The 15,016-nt window shown below is 37.9% G+C and carries 16 protein-coding genes; 11 read left to right on the top strand and 5 right to left on the bottom strand.

The window, feature by feature from the left end; translation table 11 throughout:
* Positions 1-194 precede the first annotated feature (194 nt).
* From AC0VYH_RS17190 to AC0VYH_RS17180, 3 genes are read left to right on the top strand one after another with little or no spacing between them, the layout of a single operon-like run.
* The gene (locus AC0VYH_RS17190; protein WP_475372804.1) at positions 195-1,220 is read left to right on the top strand and encodes a LacI family DNA-binding transcriptional regulator; all 1,026 of its coding nucleotides are present in this window, start codon (positions 195-197) and stop codon (positions 1,218-1,220) included.
* Positions 1,221-1,260: 40 nt separating this feature from the next.
* Positions 1,261-1,857 carry a YesL family protein gene (locus AC0VYH_RS17185; protein ID WP_475372803.1) on the top strand — a complete coding sequence of 199 codons (597 nt, stop codon included), beginning with the start codon at positions 1,261-1,263 and terminating at the stop codon, positions 1,855-1,857.
* A gap of 42 nt (positions 1,858-1,899) precedes the next feature.
* Positions 1,900-3,399, top strand: coding sequence for a glycoside hydrolase family 32 protein (locus AC0VYH_RS17180; protein WP_475372802.1), 1,500 nt, complete (start codon positions 1,900-1,902; stop codon positions 3,397-3,399).
* Between the two features lie 116 nt (positions 3,400-3,515).
* Here the strand turns inward: AC0VYH_RS17180 and AC0VYH_RS17175 are convergent, their stop codons facing one another.
* On the bottom strand, positions 3,516-3,926 hold the full coding sequence (locus AC0VYH_RS17175) for a cytochrome-c oxidase (RefSeq protein ID WP_475372801.1): 411 nt from the start codon (positions 3,924-3,926) through the stop codon (positions 3,516-3,518).
* A gap of 236 nt (positions 3,927-4,162) precedes the next feature.
* On the opposite strand from AC0VYH_RS17175, the gene rpiA reads away from it, so the two are divergent.
* A complete protein-coding gene (gene rpiA / locus AC0VYH_RS17170) occupies positions 4,163-4,822 on the top strand; it encodes a ribose 5-phosphate isomerase A (protein ID WP_475372800.1) in 660 nt (219 codons plus the stop codon).
* 38 nt (positions 4,823-4,860) lie between these two features.
* Here rpiA and AC0VYH_RS17165 read toward each other — a convergent pair whose 3' ends face one another.
* Positions 4,861-5,190, bottom strand: coding sequence for a winged helix-turn-helix transcriptional regulator (locus AC0VYH_RS17165; RefSeq protein WP_430241802.1), 330 nt, complete (start codon positions 5,188-5,190; stop codon positions 4,861-4,863).
* A gap of 130 nt (positions 5,191-5,320) precedes the next feature.
* Between AC0VYH_RS17165 and AC0VYH_RS17160 the strand changes: the two genes are divergently transcribed.
* Complete coding sequence (locus AC0VYH_RS17160) at positions 5,321-5,815, top strand: lactoylglutathione lyase family protein (RefSeq protein WP_194219131.1); 495 nt, start codon at positions 5,321-5,323, stop codon at positions 5,813-5,815.
* Between the two features lie 143 nt (positions 5,816-5,958).
* On the opposite strand, the gene AC0VYH_RS17155 is transcribed toward AC0VYH_RS17160, so the two are convergent.
* Positions 5,959-6,942: a metal ABC transporter solute-binding protein, Zn/Mn family gene (locus tag AC0VYH_RS17155; RefSeq protein ID WP_475372799.1), complete on the bottom strand. Its 984-nt coding sequence runs from the start codon at positions 6,940-6,942 to the stop codon at positions 5,959-5,961.
* A 125-nt stretch (positions 6,943-7,067) separates the two neighbouring features.
* Here AC0VYH_RS17155 and AC0VYH_RS17150 point away from each other — a divergent pair, with 125 nt between their 5' ends.
* From AC0VYH_RS17150 to rpsN, 6 genes are all read left to right on the top strand, one after another.
* Positions 7,068-8,009 carry a CobW family GTP-binding protein gene (locus tag AC0VYH_RS17150; protein ID WP_475365685.1) on the top strand — a complete coding sequence of 314 codons (942 nt, stop codon included), beginning with the start codon at positions 7,068-7,070 and terminating at the stop codon, positions 8,007-8,009.
* Positions 8,010-8,159: 150 nt separating this feature from the next.
* Positions 8,160-9,167 carry a permease gene (locus tag AC0VYH_RS17145; protein WP_475367509.1) on the top strand — a complete coding sequence of 336 codons (1,008 nt, stop codon included), beginning with the start codon at positions 8,160-8,162 and terminating at the stop codon, positions 9,165-9,167.
* A gap of 16 nt (positions 9,168-9,183) precedes the next feature.
* Positions 9,184-10,158: a TIGR03943 family putative permease subunit gene (locus AC0VYH_RS17140; protein ID WP_475365684.1), complete on the top strand. Its 975-nt coding sequence runs from the start codon at positions 9,184-9,186 to the stop codon at positions 10,156-10,158.
* 123 nt (positions 10,159-10,281) lie between these two features.
* Positions 10,282-11,433, top strand: a complete 1,152-nt coding sequence (locus AC0VYH_RS17135) for an FAD/NAD(P)-binding protein (RefSeq protein ID WP_475365683.1) — start codon at positions 10,282-10,284, stop codon at positions 11,431-11,433.
* A 26-nt stretch (positions 11,434-11,459) separates the two neighbouring features.
* Positions 11,460-12,650: a GTP-binding protein gene (locus AC0VYH_RS17130; protein WP_475365682.1), complete on the top strand. Its 1,191-nt coding sequence runs from the start codon at positions 11,460-11,462 to the stop codon at positions 12,648-12,650.
* The gene (gene rpsN / locus AC0VYH_RS17125; protein ID WP_165997464.1) at positions 12,651-12,920 is read left to right on the top strand and encodes a 30S ribosomal protein S14; all 270 of its coding nucleotides are present in this window, start codon (positions 12,651-12,653) and stop codon (positions 12,918-12,920) included.
* 87 nt (positions 12,921-13,007) lie between these two features.
* Here rpsN and AC0VYH_RS17120 read toward each other — a convergent pair whose 3' ends face one another.
* Positions 13,008-14,213: an aminotransferase-like domain-containing protein gene (locus tag AC0VYH_RS17120; protein ID WP_430241814.1), complete on the bottom strand. Its 1,206-nt coding sequence runs from the start codon at positions 14,211-14,213 to the stop codon at positions 13,008-13,010.
* Positions 14,214-14,391: 178 nt separating this feature from the next.
* Positions 14,392-14,814: a hypothetical protein gene (locus AC0VYH_RS17115; RefSeq protein WP_475372798.1), complete on the bottom strand. Its 423-nt coding sequence runs from the start codon at positions 14,812-14,814 to the stop codon at positions 14,392-14,394.
* Between the last annotated feature and the right edge of the window lie 202 nt (positions 14,815-15,016).

Raw genomic sequence — 15,016 nt, 5'->3', positions numbered from 1 at the left:
TATCCTCTTTATTTAACGTAGAAAGTTAATTGACAGCGCTTACTTTAATAACTATAATTAAAGTTATAATATACGTAATCGTTTACTTAAGCTCTTTGTAAGAGCTTCTTTTATAAAAAGTAACGTAATCGATTACGCGTCACGTGATTCGCAGTTTAAAAGGGCGAATAATCTGATAAGTAGGTGAATAGGATATGGGCACCGTTAAAGATGGAAGCAATATGCGTTCAAAAATGAAAGATGTCGCTCAAAAAGCAGGTGTCTCAACGGCCACCGTTTCTCACGTGATTAACGGAACGAGGTATGTTTCTGAAAATACGAAGAAAAAGGTCTATCAGGCTATGCGGGATCTTAACTACAGTCCGAACTTCGTAGCTAGAAGTCTTAGAAGCAGCAGTTCAAAAACGATCGGTTTGATTATTCCTGCTAAAGAAATGGATACCTCGGGCTTTTTCTTTATGTCAATTGCGCACAGCATTGAGAAAAAGCTTAAAGAAATTGGCTATCAGTTAATTTTAAGTAATTCAAACGAAGAAATCGAGAATGAGATTCAACAAATCAATATGTTCAAAAACCAAATGATTGATGGGTTAATTATGGCTCCAACCTACGGAGATCATAGCTATTTAAAAGAATTTGAAGATCAGTTACCCATTGTATTCATTGATCGAAAGCCAGAGGGGATTGATTGTGACTGTGTGCTTGTCGATAACTTCAAAGGCACGTATGAGGCGATGAATCATTTAATTCTAAAGGGGCACCAGAGAATAGGATATATATCCGGACCACTTGGACTAACGACTAGTGATGAACGACTTAGAGGATATAAACATGCTTTACGAGAAAACAATCTCCAGGTTGACGAATCAATGATCGTGATCGATGAAGCCTCATTGGAAGCTGGGAAAAATGCTATGGCGTTTTTACTGGAGCAATCCAAATGCACGGCAGTCATGATTGGGAACAATATTCTCACATTAGGTTCCGTTGTTACGTTAAATAAAAGCAAGATTCAAGTGCCTGAACAGATGGCGGTTATTGGTTATGATAATTATGAATGGACAGAAGCAACGAATCCCCCGTTAACCATTATTAAACAGCCTATTCATGAAATAGGGGAAAGGGCAGCAGAATTGTTGCTCGCTCGTTTAGATAATCCACAGAAAGAATCTTCCTGTGTGAGCTTGCCATCAAGCCTAGAAATACGAAATTCATGTTAAAAGTAGCAAGTGAGTATGTAAACGACGGGAGGAGAGTGAGTTGGGAAATCATAAATATAGGGTATTTTCTTTTTTAGAAAAAGCAGTAGATTTCCTCTTTCTCAGTTTCATCTGGGCGATCATGTGTGTTCCGATTATCACGATTTTTCCTTCAACAGCAGCTTTGTTCGGTGTGGTACGAACATGGCAACTTAAAAAAGGAGATGCAGGTGTTTTCATTACTTTCTTTAAGTTGTTTAAGGAGAATTTCAAACAAAGCTTTGGTTTATCCCTTATTTGGAGCTTAGTTGGACTTTCTTTATACCTAAATTTCCAAATCGTATCTTTATCTGGATCAGTGCTTGAAGTTGTGATTTTTATCGTAAGTGTCTTTCTAAGCATCATTTTTGTCCTTATGACTATATACTTATTTCCGATGATGGTTCACGTGAAAGCAAAGTGGCACGAACTGGTGCGAAATTCGTTTTTTCTTGTTGTAGCAAGTCCATATTCAACAATCATAATTGGGGTTGTTACCCTTGGGACATTCTATTTCTTGTTAGATAACCCAGCAGGACTATTTTTTATCACAAGTACGTTAGCTTACTTTATTAGTTATTGGTTTCTTAAAGCAATTAGTAAACTACAAATTAATTAATGGTTTAGTTAAAAACTTTGTTGAAGGAAAGGGTGCTGAATATTGGGTGTTGAACAAGTCGTTCCTCGAAGCAACTATTCAGAGAAGCATAGACCTCAGTTTCATTTCACTCCAGAATCAAATTGGATGAACGACCCAAATGGGATGGTTTATTTTAACGGAGAATATCATTTATTCTATCAATATCATCCTTATAGTAGTGTTTGGGGACCGATGCATTGGGGACACGCAGTGAGTAAAGATTTGATTCACTGGGAGCATCTCCCTATTGCGTTAAAACCCGATCAAAACGGGGCTATTTTCTCGGGCAGTGCAGTTGTCGACTGGGATGATACAACTGGGTTCTTTAATGGGCAAAGTGGTCTCGTAGCAATCTTTACTCATGCGGATACATATCCTGGATCCGACAGACCACGCCAACGGCAGAGCCTAGCTTACAGCAGCGATAATGGGAGGAGCTGGACATTATATAAAGGGAATCCGGTCCTATCAGAACCTCGGATTCTAGATTTTCGAGATCCTAAAGTTTTTTGGCACAAAGAAACGAATCGTTGGGTGATGGTCATCGCTTCAGGGCAATCCATTAGTATCTATACGTCATTAAATTTAATTGACTGGGAGTTTGCCAGCACGTTTGGAGAGAAAGAAGGATCGCACCAGGGGGTATGGGAATGCCCTGATTTATTTAAACTACCAGTAGACCACGATCCATCCAAACAAAAGTGGGTATTACTCGTTAGCCTTGGCGACCATCCAGATGTCGATAGTGGTTCAAAAACACAATATTTCATTGGTGAATTTGATGGTAAAACGTTTCGAAACGATCATCATCCAGATCATGTGTGCTGGCTTGATCACGGGAGAGATAACTACGCAGGCGTAACGTGGTCAGATTTACCAGATCATGATGGGAGAAGGATTTTGATTGGATGGATGAGTAACTGGCGCTACGCGAATGAAACACCTACAGAAGGTTGGAGAAGCGCGATGACAATCCCTAGAGAGCTAGTTTTGAAATCCACAGTAGCTGGTGTCCTACTTACCCAACTGCCAGTTACAGAACTTAAGAATATTAAAGAGCCTCTTGTACTGTTGAAAGAACAAAAGGTAACATCAGGTGAAAATGTGCTAAGCGGTATTCATGAAAACACACTTGAAATAACCATTGATCTTAATCCCCGTTCATCAGAAATAGTAGGTTTAAAGGTCTTAAAGTCTGATAATGAAGAGACAGTCATCGAATATAATGCAAAAACAGATAGGCTAACTTTTGATCGAACTCGATCAGGAGATTCTTCTTTTCATTCCTCTTTTGCCTGTAAGCAGACAGTAAAGATGGACTCACTTCATGAGCGTTTGCAATTGACCGTATTAATTGATCGATCCTCCATTGAGATTTTTGGGAATAGTGGGGAAACGGTCGTTACAAATTTGGTGTTTCCTAAAGAGGATAGTAATGGTCTGGAGTTATACAGTAGCGATGAAATTTTTATTCATTCGATGGAGATAAATCGATTGAAATCAGTGTGGACTAATTCATAACTTGTATTTGGGAAATAGGAGAAAGACATGTACCTACTGATAAAGTTAAAAGGTCGAGTTTCCAATTGGAAACTCGACCTTTTAACTATGTTTTACTATTAAACGACTTAATAGAATTAGAGTGACGTCGTTTCGCTTTTCTTAAGCAAGTGAGCAACGTCTTCTGCTTTCAAATTTATAAACATGTTAATAACGAACAGGATGACACTTAAGACAAGAAGATTAGGAAAGATCATGAGAAGAACGGTTAGGGAAGTATTGCCTGCAAGGAAAAAAGATAGTCCAAGCATAAATAAAGGGAATGACACGTTATAAAGCCAGAAATGCAGTTTTGCTAAGAGCGTTTCACTAGCGTTGGGGAATAGAATATAGATAAAACCGAATAAGCCCATGGAAGCCCAACCTAATAGATTAATATGAGCATGAGCGCCTGCCAAACTGTGATCCCCCATCATCTCCATCACTAACCCCATACTAACTCCAATTAGGAAATAAAGAGCTGCCAATTTAAGAAACCATATCCCCATTCTCATTACCCCTCCCATACATGTTAGATAGCCCGTTTAAGTATATATCGCTAGAAGGAGGATTATGCCGAATATAACTGTTTGTTCCAAGAGCGAAGACCTTATCCGTCAATTATTTGTGAATATCCTTGTCTTTCTAAACTTTTTCACTTCTCATTTTGTTACAATAAAACCAACCAAAGCTAGCTTTCTTACAAGAAGATAAACTCTGAAAAAGGTAAGGTGTCAAAATGAACATGAAACAGAAATGTGCCAAAGCAGCTCTAGAATACATAACAGATGAAACCATCATAGGTCTTGGGGGCGGAAGTACAATTGGATATTTAATTGACTTTATTAAGGAAGAAAAGTTAAATGTAAAAGTCGTAACCCCATCTCTAAAAACAAAGCATCTATGCGTAAATCAGGGGTTGGAAGTGCTACCAACAAGTACCGTTGAGGAAGTAGATGTTGCATTTGATGGTTGTGATGAGGTTGATGAAAAGTTACATGCACTAAAGAGCGGCGGTGGTATTCACACGCAAGAAAAGCTCATTGCTCAAATGGCAAAGGACTATATCTTGCTAGTTGATGATTCTAAAGTTGTTCCGGAATTAAGTTATCAGCATCCAGTCGTACTGGAGATTTTGCAAGATTCACTTGCATTTGTACTAAAGAAAGTAGGCGAGATGGAAGGAAAGGCAGAAGTGCGTTCAAGTTCTGCGAAGGATGGATATACAGTTACCGATTATGGAAACTTTTTAATTGATGTTTGGTTTGAGAAAGGGCAGGAGAGTGTCCAACTTGAAAAACGCCTGAAAGAAATACCTGGTGTAATTGACGTCTCCCTTTTTGCGAGTGTTGTTACAAAAGCATTAGTGGCAAGTGGAGAAGGTATTTACGAGATTTCAAAATAAGATGATCTATTGCTGGTGCCTGTCATGACAGGCACTTATTATTTTTGATTCTCAGTCCCCCACAAGTGCATCTGCTCTAAAATCGGCATCAACGTTTTGCCTTTTTCCGTAATCGAATATTCCACTTTTGGTGGGACGGTATTTTGTTGTTTTCGATCGATGAAACCTTCTTCTTCTAGTTCTTTTAACTGATGACTCATCACTTTATGTGTGACGCCTGGTAGTAACTGGCGTAATTCATTGTAGCGAAAACTCCCATCCACACAGAGGTGCCACAAAATCACCGTTTTCCATTTACCGCCGATTTTCTTTAATGTATATTCAATCGAGCATTTTAGTTTTCCGTTTTGATCCACTGGAGAATTCATGTTGGATCGACTCCTTTCTTACCTTTTGGTTAGTATCGCACAAAAAAGTGCGTTCTTACATGATCTTTTAATTCTCAGTATAATAAACGTATGTTGACAGAACATAATCACTAAGGAGGAGTTTAAAACTATGTTACCATATCCAAGAAGTTTTTCTCATATAGGACTATCGGTTCCAAACCTCGAAGAAGCTATTAAATTTTATAAGGAAGTATTCGGCTGGTATATTTTGATGGAGCCATCTGATGTGCACAATGATGATTCCCCGATTGGACAAATGTGCCGTGATGTCTTTGGAGACGATTGGGATACGTTCCGAATTGCTCACTTATCAACCGGAGATAAAATTGGCGTCGAAATGTTTGAGTTCCCGGAAAATGAAACGCCAGAAAATAACTTCGAATACTGGAAAACAGGTATTTTCCACTTCTGTATCCAGGACCCTGATATTGAAGGAATCGTTGAGAAAATTAAGCAGCACGGCGGGAAACAGCGTATGCCGATCCGCGAATACTATCCAAATGAAAAGCCATTTAGAATGGTGTATGTGGAAGATCCGTTCGGCAATATTTTCGAGATCTATTCTCATAGCTATGAACTGACTTATTCGGAGGGTGCTTATTAATTAGAATGAAGAAGAACCAAGAGACTTATTCTCTTGGTTCTTTTTTCATATGTTAAATACCTACGTAGTCAAAAGAAGAGAAAAATAGAGGAATGAATTGAAATCAATAAGTTTATTTAAGGAGAAGGGTTTCTTTCGTGATTTTACTTTAATGCTTGATCCAGCGTTCCAAGATTTCTACGCATTAAGCTAAAATAATCTTCTTTGTTATTAATATCATCCTCAGTAAGAACAGATAAATTGTGAAGACGAAGTGCTTTTGCTCCAATTTCGGACTGGAGGCTTTGTGCCACCTTAGGGGTAACGTTTTGTTCGAACAATACATAATCCAGATTTTTCTCCTTAGCCGTATGAATAATTTCTTCAAGCGCTTTTTGAGATGGCTCATTTGACGGAGAAAGCCCGGAAATCGCAATTTGATGAATGCTATAACGGTTTTCCCAATACCCATAAGCAGCATGAGAAACAATCATTTCAGGATGATCTTTGGAATCTACTAAACGAGCAAACTCTTTATCCAGTTCAGTTAAATCGTTTTTAACTTTTTGAAAGTTGGCTTCGAAATCCTCTTTTGCATCTGGCTTAAGTTCAATTAATGTCTCTTTAATGTTTTCCGCCATTCCTATCGCCTTATTAGGGTCAAGCCATACGTGAGGATCTTGATCTCCATGGTCATGCTCATCCGAATGTTCCTCTTTAGAGTGCTCTTTGTGTTCTTCTTCCGAATGCTCGTCATGTTCATCACTATGTTCTAAGGTTTCAATTCCAGATGAAGCTTCAACAATCTCTACATCACCTACCGAATTAGCAATAGCTTCAGCATAGCTTTCCATTCCTAACCCGTTATAGATAAATGCATCTGCTTCAGCAATCTTAATCATCGTTTGTGTCGTTGGTTCGTAAGTATGGGCATCAGATCCAGGTGGTAAAATCGAGACAACTTCAACATATTCCCCACCTATTTTCCTTGTGAAATCCTCAATAGGAAATAGCGTTGTATAAATACTTAGTTTTGTTTTTTCACTACTTTCATTAGTAGCAGTTGTACTTGTTTCTTTTCCAACACACGCAGCTAAGACCAAGACAGTCATCAAACATAATAAAATTTTCCCGTATTTTAAATTCAAAATATTCCCTCCCTCGTAAAATTCTATTTTTAATATTATCGTAATGATTTCGATTTGTAAATCAAAATCATTACGTTTTGTGTTAAGATATTTTAGAGTCGAATGGATAGGGAGGAAAATGAAACATGAAAGTACCAGTTTATTTGATTAGTGGCTTTCTTGGAAGCGGGAAGACAACTGTACTTCTAAGTATGATAGAAAAATGTAGAAAGGAAGGGATGAAAACAGGTATTATTCTTAATGAGTTAGGTACAAAGAATGTGGAGGAAACGTACTTTAAGGAACAGAACGTAAAGACATTATTAAATGGATGCATTTGTTGCTCGATTCAGGATGATTTAAACGAAACACTACGGTCATTTAGCGAAGAAGATATTGATGTATTGTTAATAGAAGGAACGGGGGTTGCCAATCCAATCGATATAGAAGCGGCATTAACGACTCCAGAATTTACCCGGATTTATGAGTTGAACTCGATGATAACGGTTGTAGATGGAAGTCATTTTCTTGAACACCAACACTTCTTTACAAGTAGTAAAGAAATTCGTAAGTTATTAAAACAACAAATTTCCTGTGCGAATTTGGTGATTCTTAATAAAGAGGATTTAATAACAGAATCTTCTATAATGAAAATATATAAGAAAGTGAGTGGTATGTTGAAAGAAGATATTCCTGTTTTTAGAACAGCTTTTGGAAACATTACAGAAACCGAATTATTTAAAAAAAGATATGGTCTTCGTACTCCTATAACGAATAAGAATCACAGAGATGTTGGACATCGTCACAACCACTCTTCACTTCGAAGTATTCAGATTGATGGGTTTGCGGAAGTAGATCGACTACTTTTCGAAAAATGGATTACTGAGTTACCAATGGAAGTTTTGAGAGGGAAAGGTATTGTTCGATTTAAAGGTGAGCATATGAACTATCATTTTCAATTTGCCTCTGGAGAGCTAAGACTCTTACAAACTGTTGGAGAAGAAATGAACCCGATTATGATACTCATAGGAGATTCTTTAAACGAAGAAAAGTTAAACCGGAATTTTCATTCAAGCATGTCTGAATGAAGTCCATTTCATTAAATGGTCATGAGTGATCTGGATGGACATAGAATAATAGAAGCACTAATAGATTCTAAATCGAATCAATTATGATTTGCAAAGTGAGAGGAAAAGTCTTATAAGACAAATATAAGGTGGTATGGAGGTGGATGTATGATTCATACTGTAAGCAATAGTATAAAGGATTTTATAGGAATCCTATTGTTTTTAATCTTTGTTATCTTATTTTTATTTAATACACAAGTTCTTCAATATTTTCAGTTTGATTTCCCTAGTGAATGGTTAAATGTAAATGCTATTTTTATTAGTATTTTATTAGAAGCGATCCCGTTTGTTCTTATAGGTGTGTTTGTATCTGCGCTGATTCAATCGTTTGTTTCTGAAGAAACTCTTCAGAAAGTGTTACCGAAACACGCGTATCTAGGCTTGATTTCTGCAGCGCTACTTGGTGCTGTTTTTCCTGTTTGTGAATGCGCCATTATTCCAGTGGTAAGAAGGTTAATTAAAAAAGGGATGCCGCTTCAATTCGGTGTTGTCCTATTAATGGCTGCACCTATTCTAAATCCAATCGTAGCCGCATCTACATACTATGCCTTTCAACAGGATCTTACTGTACTTTATTTCAGAATGGGATTGGGCTTTGTCTTATCCATCATTATTGGTTTTGTGATGTTCCGGATTTTCGGTACTACAAATCAATTAAGATGGACAAAGGAAGAACTTATTGGAGAGACAAGAACCATAACTACGATGAAAAGAAATAAGTGGAAGCAAACGTTCTATCATGCTAGCGATGAATTCTTCGATATGGGGAAATACCTCATCATTGGTGCGTTTTTAGCCAGTGTGGTCAATGGGTTTCTTGACCGCAACCTCCTTGCTTCATTTATTACAAATGAAGCAGAATCAACGGGCGTTATGATGGGGCTAGCGTTTATTTTATCTCTCTGTTCAGAAGCAGATGCTTTTGTAGCAGCTTCCTTTTCGAATCAGTTTTCTAGTACGTCTTTACTTGCTTTCCTAGTCTACGGACCGATGCTTGATTTGAAAAATATGCTGTTGTATTTCGCATACTTTAAGACAAAGTTTGTCTTAGTTCTTATGTTAACCATAACGGTAGTTACATTTTGTTCTGTATTAGTGGTAAGCGGTTTTTTAAATTAAGAGAGGAGGAATGGGTTTGGACGAGAGTAAGTCGACAGCTTCACTGCAGTTTCATATGTTTTTAAGAAGTATTATCTTAATGGGTTTTTTCTTATTAATCATCAAGCTAGTTCTGAGTGAAACGATCCTTCTTTATGTTGCTCCGAAAATGCTTCCGTTTGTTTATTTTGCAGGTGGCTGCTTCTTTTTAATAGGAATTATTCAATTTTTTAAAAGTATGTCCTCAAACCTGGCGGAGGAGATTGAATGTAACTGTGGTGCAGATCATCATATGAAAGGGTCATTTGTGCGTAAAACGATTATTTATCTGTTATTTATCCTTCCTGTTCTAGGAGGATTAGGGCTTCCTCAAAAAGTAATCGATAGTACAGTAGCGGCAAATAGAGGCATTCAATATGGGGGAGGGTTGTATACAAAACCACCAGATAGCTCGGCAGCTTTGTCAGAAGATCCGTCAGATACAAATACACAAGACGTGGATAAATTTCTGGAAGATCCAGAAGCTTACATGGAGGAAATGGATGAGCGAGTGAAGAATGAAGCAGCTAAATCTCCTGCTTCAAACACCTCTTCGGGCTATTCTGCTGATTATAATAAATACGATGAGCTTGCAGAAAAATATTCTGGAATGGACCACATTCAAATAACGAATAAAAATTACCTCGATGTGATTACAACAATCGATTTGAATTTGGAGCAATTCATTGGGAAAAAATTGACGATCAAAGGTTTTGTGTACCGTGAACCCGATTTTAATGACAAGCAAATCGTTGTCGCTAGATTTGGTATGAACTGTTGCGTGGCAGATGCAAGTGTCTATGGAACTTTAATTGAAAGTGATCAAGTTCATTCCATTGAAGAAGATACATGGGTCGAGGTAACGGGAACAATTTCGAACACATCTTATAACGGTCAAGAAATGATGCTTTTACTACCAGATGAAATGAAGCAAATTGAGGCCCCTAAAGATCCATATGTTTATCCATTTTAGAAAGGGAGCATATCCCTTTTTTTTCTATGATATATATAATCAATTTGGAATGAGAGATTGCATTATAAATTTATCTAGTATACAATACAAATCGTAACAGTTACGATTTGCGGGGGTGGTCATATGTATGAATGGATTATTATAGGTGGAGGTATTCACGGTTGTACGATCGCAACGTCCCTTTTGAAAAGCGGAAAAGTTAAAAAAGAAGAGATCTTAATTATTGATCCCCATTCCGGACCGCTTGAAAGGTGGAAGGAGAGAACCGAGCGCATTCAGATGCCGTTTCTTCGGTCGCCTTCTGTTCACCACATTGATGTATCTCCTTTCAGTTTAGACAAATATGCGAAAAAGATGAACTATGACAACCCTTTTTACGGTTACTATGATCGCCCCTCATTAGGTCTCTTTAATCAACATGCAACCTCCGTTTTTGAAGAAGCTTGCTTACAAGATAGTTGGTGTCAAACGAAGGTGAAGCTAATGAAGAAACAAGGACCATTTTGGGAAATTGAAACGGAAGATCACCACATTTATTATACAAAAAATAGTGTTATTGCGATTGGTAATAATGAACTGCACTATCCGACATGGGCAACTGAATGGAATAATGGGTATCACATATTTGATTCTGAACTAAACATGGATAATATAAAGCCACCTTTTTTGATCGTTGGAGGAGGAATTACGGCAGTCCATACAGCTATTGGTCTGTCTCGTCGGTTTCCTAGGGAAGTCACATTAATGTCTCGTCATCCATTTCGTGTACATAACTTTGACAGCGATCCTGGGTGGCTTGGGCCCAAATATTTGGACGCTTATTCTCAGGTTAAGAACTATGATGTTAGAAGAAAGATGATTCATCAAGCAAGACATCGTGGCTCCATTCCTTCTGAACTTTACAGTCGATTGCATCACTTAAAAAAGCAAGGGAAGTTATCGATTGTTCAAAATGAAATTCAAACTGTTTCTAGTGAATCCAATGAATTAATGACAAAAGAATCAACAGTTTATCGACCAGCAACGGTGCTCTTTGCTACAGGCTTTGAACGAGCGTTAACAAATCAACGTTGGCTTCTTCAATTAATCGCTAAAGAAGACCTTACGTGTGCTAATTGCGGTTATCCAATTGTGGAAGAAAGCCTGGAATGGTGCCCACACCTATTTGTTATGGGACCTCTTGCGGAGCTTGAGATCGGTCCAGCTTCACGCAATATTATTGGAGCGAGGAAAGCGACAGAACGAATTATGAAAAGCACACGTTTTAAATCGTAATAATTTTGATTTGGAGGATGAAAAGTATGACCAATAAAGTCCCAGTGACAGTGTTAAGTGGATATTTGGGATCTGGTAAAACGACGTTGTTAAATCATATTCTTGCAAATAGAGAGAAGCGCCGGATTGCTGTGATCGTCAACGATATGAGTGAAATTAATATTGATGCTGAACTAATTAAAAGTGGTTTTGCTAGAACTGATGAAAAGTTGGTGGAACTTCATAATGGATGTATCTGTTGTACGTTAAGGGAAGATTTGATGATTGAAGTAAAAGAATTGGTGGAAGGAGGAGAGATTGATTATCTGGTTATTGAATCAACAGGCATTTCGGAACCGGTTCCCGTAGCTCAAACCTTTACATACATGGACGAAGCGTTAGGCATTGACCTTAGTCGCTTGTGCAGGTTAGATACAATGGTTACCGTCGTTGATGGTAATCGATTCTGGCATGACTATAAATCAGGAGAAACCTTAATAGATCGTGAGGAAGAATCGTCAGAGGATGACCAGCGTGAAGTGGTGGGTCTATTAATTGATCAAATTGAATTTGCGAATGTTCTATTGCTTAATAAAACAGATTTAATGAATAAAACAGCGATAGGAAAATTAGTATCCGTCTTAAGTACACTTAATCCTGATGCCATTATTATACCAACAACTCATGCCAATCTTTCTCTTGATCAAGTGCTCAACACAAAGTTATTTAACTTTGAAGCTGCAAGTCAGAGTGCTGGATGGATCAAGGAACTTAATAATGAACATATTCCCGAAACGGAAGAATACGGTATATCTTCTTTTGTCTATCGGAGGAAGCGCCCATTTCATCCTGGAAGGTGGCTATCTTGGCTTGAACAATGGCCAGACGAAATTGTTCGTGCAAAGGGATTCTTCTGGCTTGCTTCTCGAAATAACGTAACGGGATTATTGTCTCAAGCAGGTCCGTCCCTTAGTATTGAAGCGGCTGGAAACTGGATTGCAACCTATTCGATTGAAGAGCAAAAACAGTTGATTCATGAAGCTCCTGAACTACTAGAACGCTGGGATGATCTTCACGGCGATCGCATGACGGAACTTGTGATGATTGGTCTTCATTTGGACCAGGAGCAAATCGAACAGTCGCTTGATTGTTGTCTATTGACTGATCATGAGATGGAGGAAGATTGGTCGACATTCTCTGACAATTTACCAAAATACCACGAAGAGAGGAAGAGTTAGATGGCTAAAAAATCTAAAGTAGCTAAAGAAAAGAAACGTCAGAAGCTCGTTCAGCAATACGCTCAGATTCGAAAAGAGTTAAAAGAAAAAGGAGATTATGAAGCATTGCGTAAGCTGCCTCGTGATTCTTCACCAACTCGTCTTACAAATCGTTGTGAAGTAACAGGGAGACCGAGAGCATATTTAAGAAAGTTCAAGATGTCCCGAATTGCTTTTCGTGAGTATGCTCATAAAGGACAAATTCCTGGCGTGAAAAAATCTAGCTGGTAAAAAGGTGAAATGGGTGTAAAATACAAGTGACCTCTTATGATTAGGAGGTCACTTCCGTTTAAACAAAGCTAAAAAAAGATAGAATACCTACTGATGGATCTTTTTTAAATCCAGTTCAGCTGCCCCTTGAAAGACGTCTACTAGAATTTCCATTCCTTTCTCTATTTTATCCTGAGTGGAATGAGTGAAATTGAGACGCATTGTATTTTTCTTCGGATCTGAAACATAGAAAGGAGCTCCTGGTACATAAGCCGCACCTTTTTTTACAGCCGTATTTAATAAAAGCGTCGTATCAATGCCTTCTGGTAGTTCTACCCAAAAGAACATGCCGCCTTTAGGAACCGTATAAGAAAGTCCAGGTAGATCAGCTTGATCAAGCAATCGTTGCATGACCTTCATTCGTTCAAAATATGTACTCCTGAGGTTTTGAATGTGACCGTTCAAATCAAAGTCGGAGCAAAGGTGATAGAGTGCTTGGTGAGCAAGAGAGTTTGAATGCAAATCAGCCGCTTGCTTTGCTTGTGCCATAATGCGGATGATTTGATGAGGTCCTTTGATCCAACCTGTTCGTAACGCAGGAACAACGGTTTTAGAAAAGGTACTCGTATAGACTGTGTGTGATCCATCGTCTAACGCAGATATAGGGGTATATGTTTTTGTTCCATCGAACTTGATTTCTCCGTACGGATCATCTTCAAAAATAATCACTTTCTTTTTTATTGCTGTATCAAGTAGGTGTTGTCGTCGTTCAAGTGACCAAACTTTTCCCATCGGATTTGAGAAGGTTGGGACAACGTACACACACTTCGGCATATACTTTTTCATTTTATAATCAAGATCCTCTGGTACCATTCCATGCTCATCCGAATCAACAGGGATAATTTTCACTTCATACGATTGAAAAACCTGTACTGCTGCAAGATAAGTTGGGTTTTCTGTTAGAACAATATCTCCGGGGTTAAACATTACCCGCGCAAATAAGTCGATTGCTTGTTGTGAACCAGTGGTAAGCATAATATCATCCACGCGTGAAGCGATGCCTTTCTTGTCCATGCGATCAACAAGTACCTCTCGAAGTGGAGCATATCCCTCTGTGGCATCGTATTGAAAAGCCTTTCCTCCTGACTGAAATGTTTTCGAAAATGCATCTTGTACTGCCTCTACAGGAAAAAGTTCGTCGTCTGGTAACCCTCCCGCAAACGAAATGACATCTCCTTTATTCGTGATTTTTAAAATATCGCGCACTGCAGATGATTGAAGATGCTGCACTCTCTTAGCAAATCCGTACCTCATGACCAAAACGCCTTCCTTTGTTTTAATATTTAAAATATTGTCATTATAGCATTTTAATGCGTTGAAAGGCTAGTGTGTTTTGTTTAAAGCTAGCAATATGGTTAGATTCAATAAAACAAAGTTGAAATACCAAATTAAATTAAAATAAAAAACTCAAGTTCTGACTTCAGAAATTGAGTTAGGATTTGAGCGGTATACTCTTATAGAACTTAAGCCATTTCTTTAGTAGTAACAGGTAATGAAAATAAATCAGGGAACATCCAATGAGAATACTAAAGGTAGCAAGCCACTCAACTACTCTGCCACTATCGAAAATAATAGGCAAAATAGAAGAAAGTACTATTCCTGCGAGTGTATAAGCGAGAAAATGATACCGATAAAGGCTCCGTTCCTTTCTAGTTAAATACCAATCAATAAAGATAGAGATCGGTACACCAATCAAAATGAAAAATGGAAGCATTAGATAGGCATTAAGCATCGCATCTGAGAGATGGAATGCACTCTCAATAGTATTGTCAAATAGATACATTAAAGTGTGTATGATAAGTGACACAGTAAAGGCTGAAAGAAAGGATGATAAAGTCCTAAAGATAAAGGTCATAAGTGGAACTCTCCCAAAGATTGTTTTCAAGACATAAGCTAGCAACTAACGAGGTTTAATTATTCCTTTTTGTTTTCTTATCTATAAAATTATTCCATAAATACTAGTTAACTTACAAGTGTGAAATAATTTCTGTCGGTGAGTGTAGTTCCGTCTCCATTATTAAGAAAGCAGCCAATCTAAATATAGCAAGGAAGCTTAT

The organism is Anaerobacillus sp. QJM3NY_32 (assembly GCF_056173645.1).
This window is presented reverse-complemented; position numbering and strand designations above follow the sequence as displayed.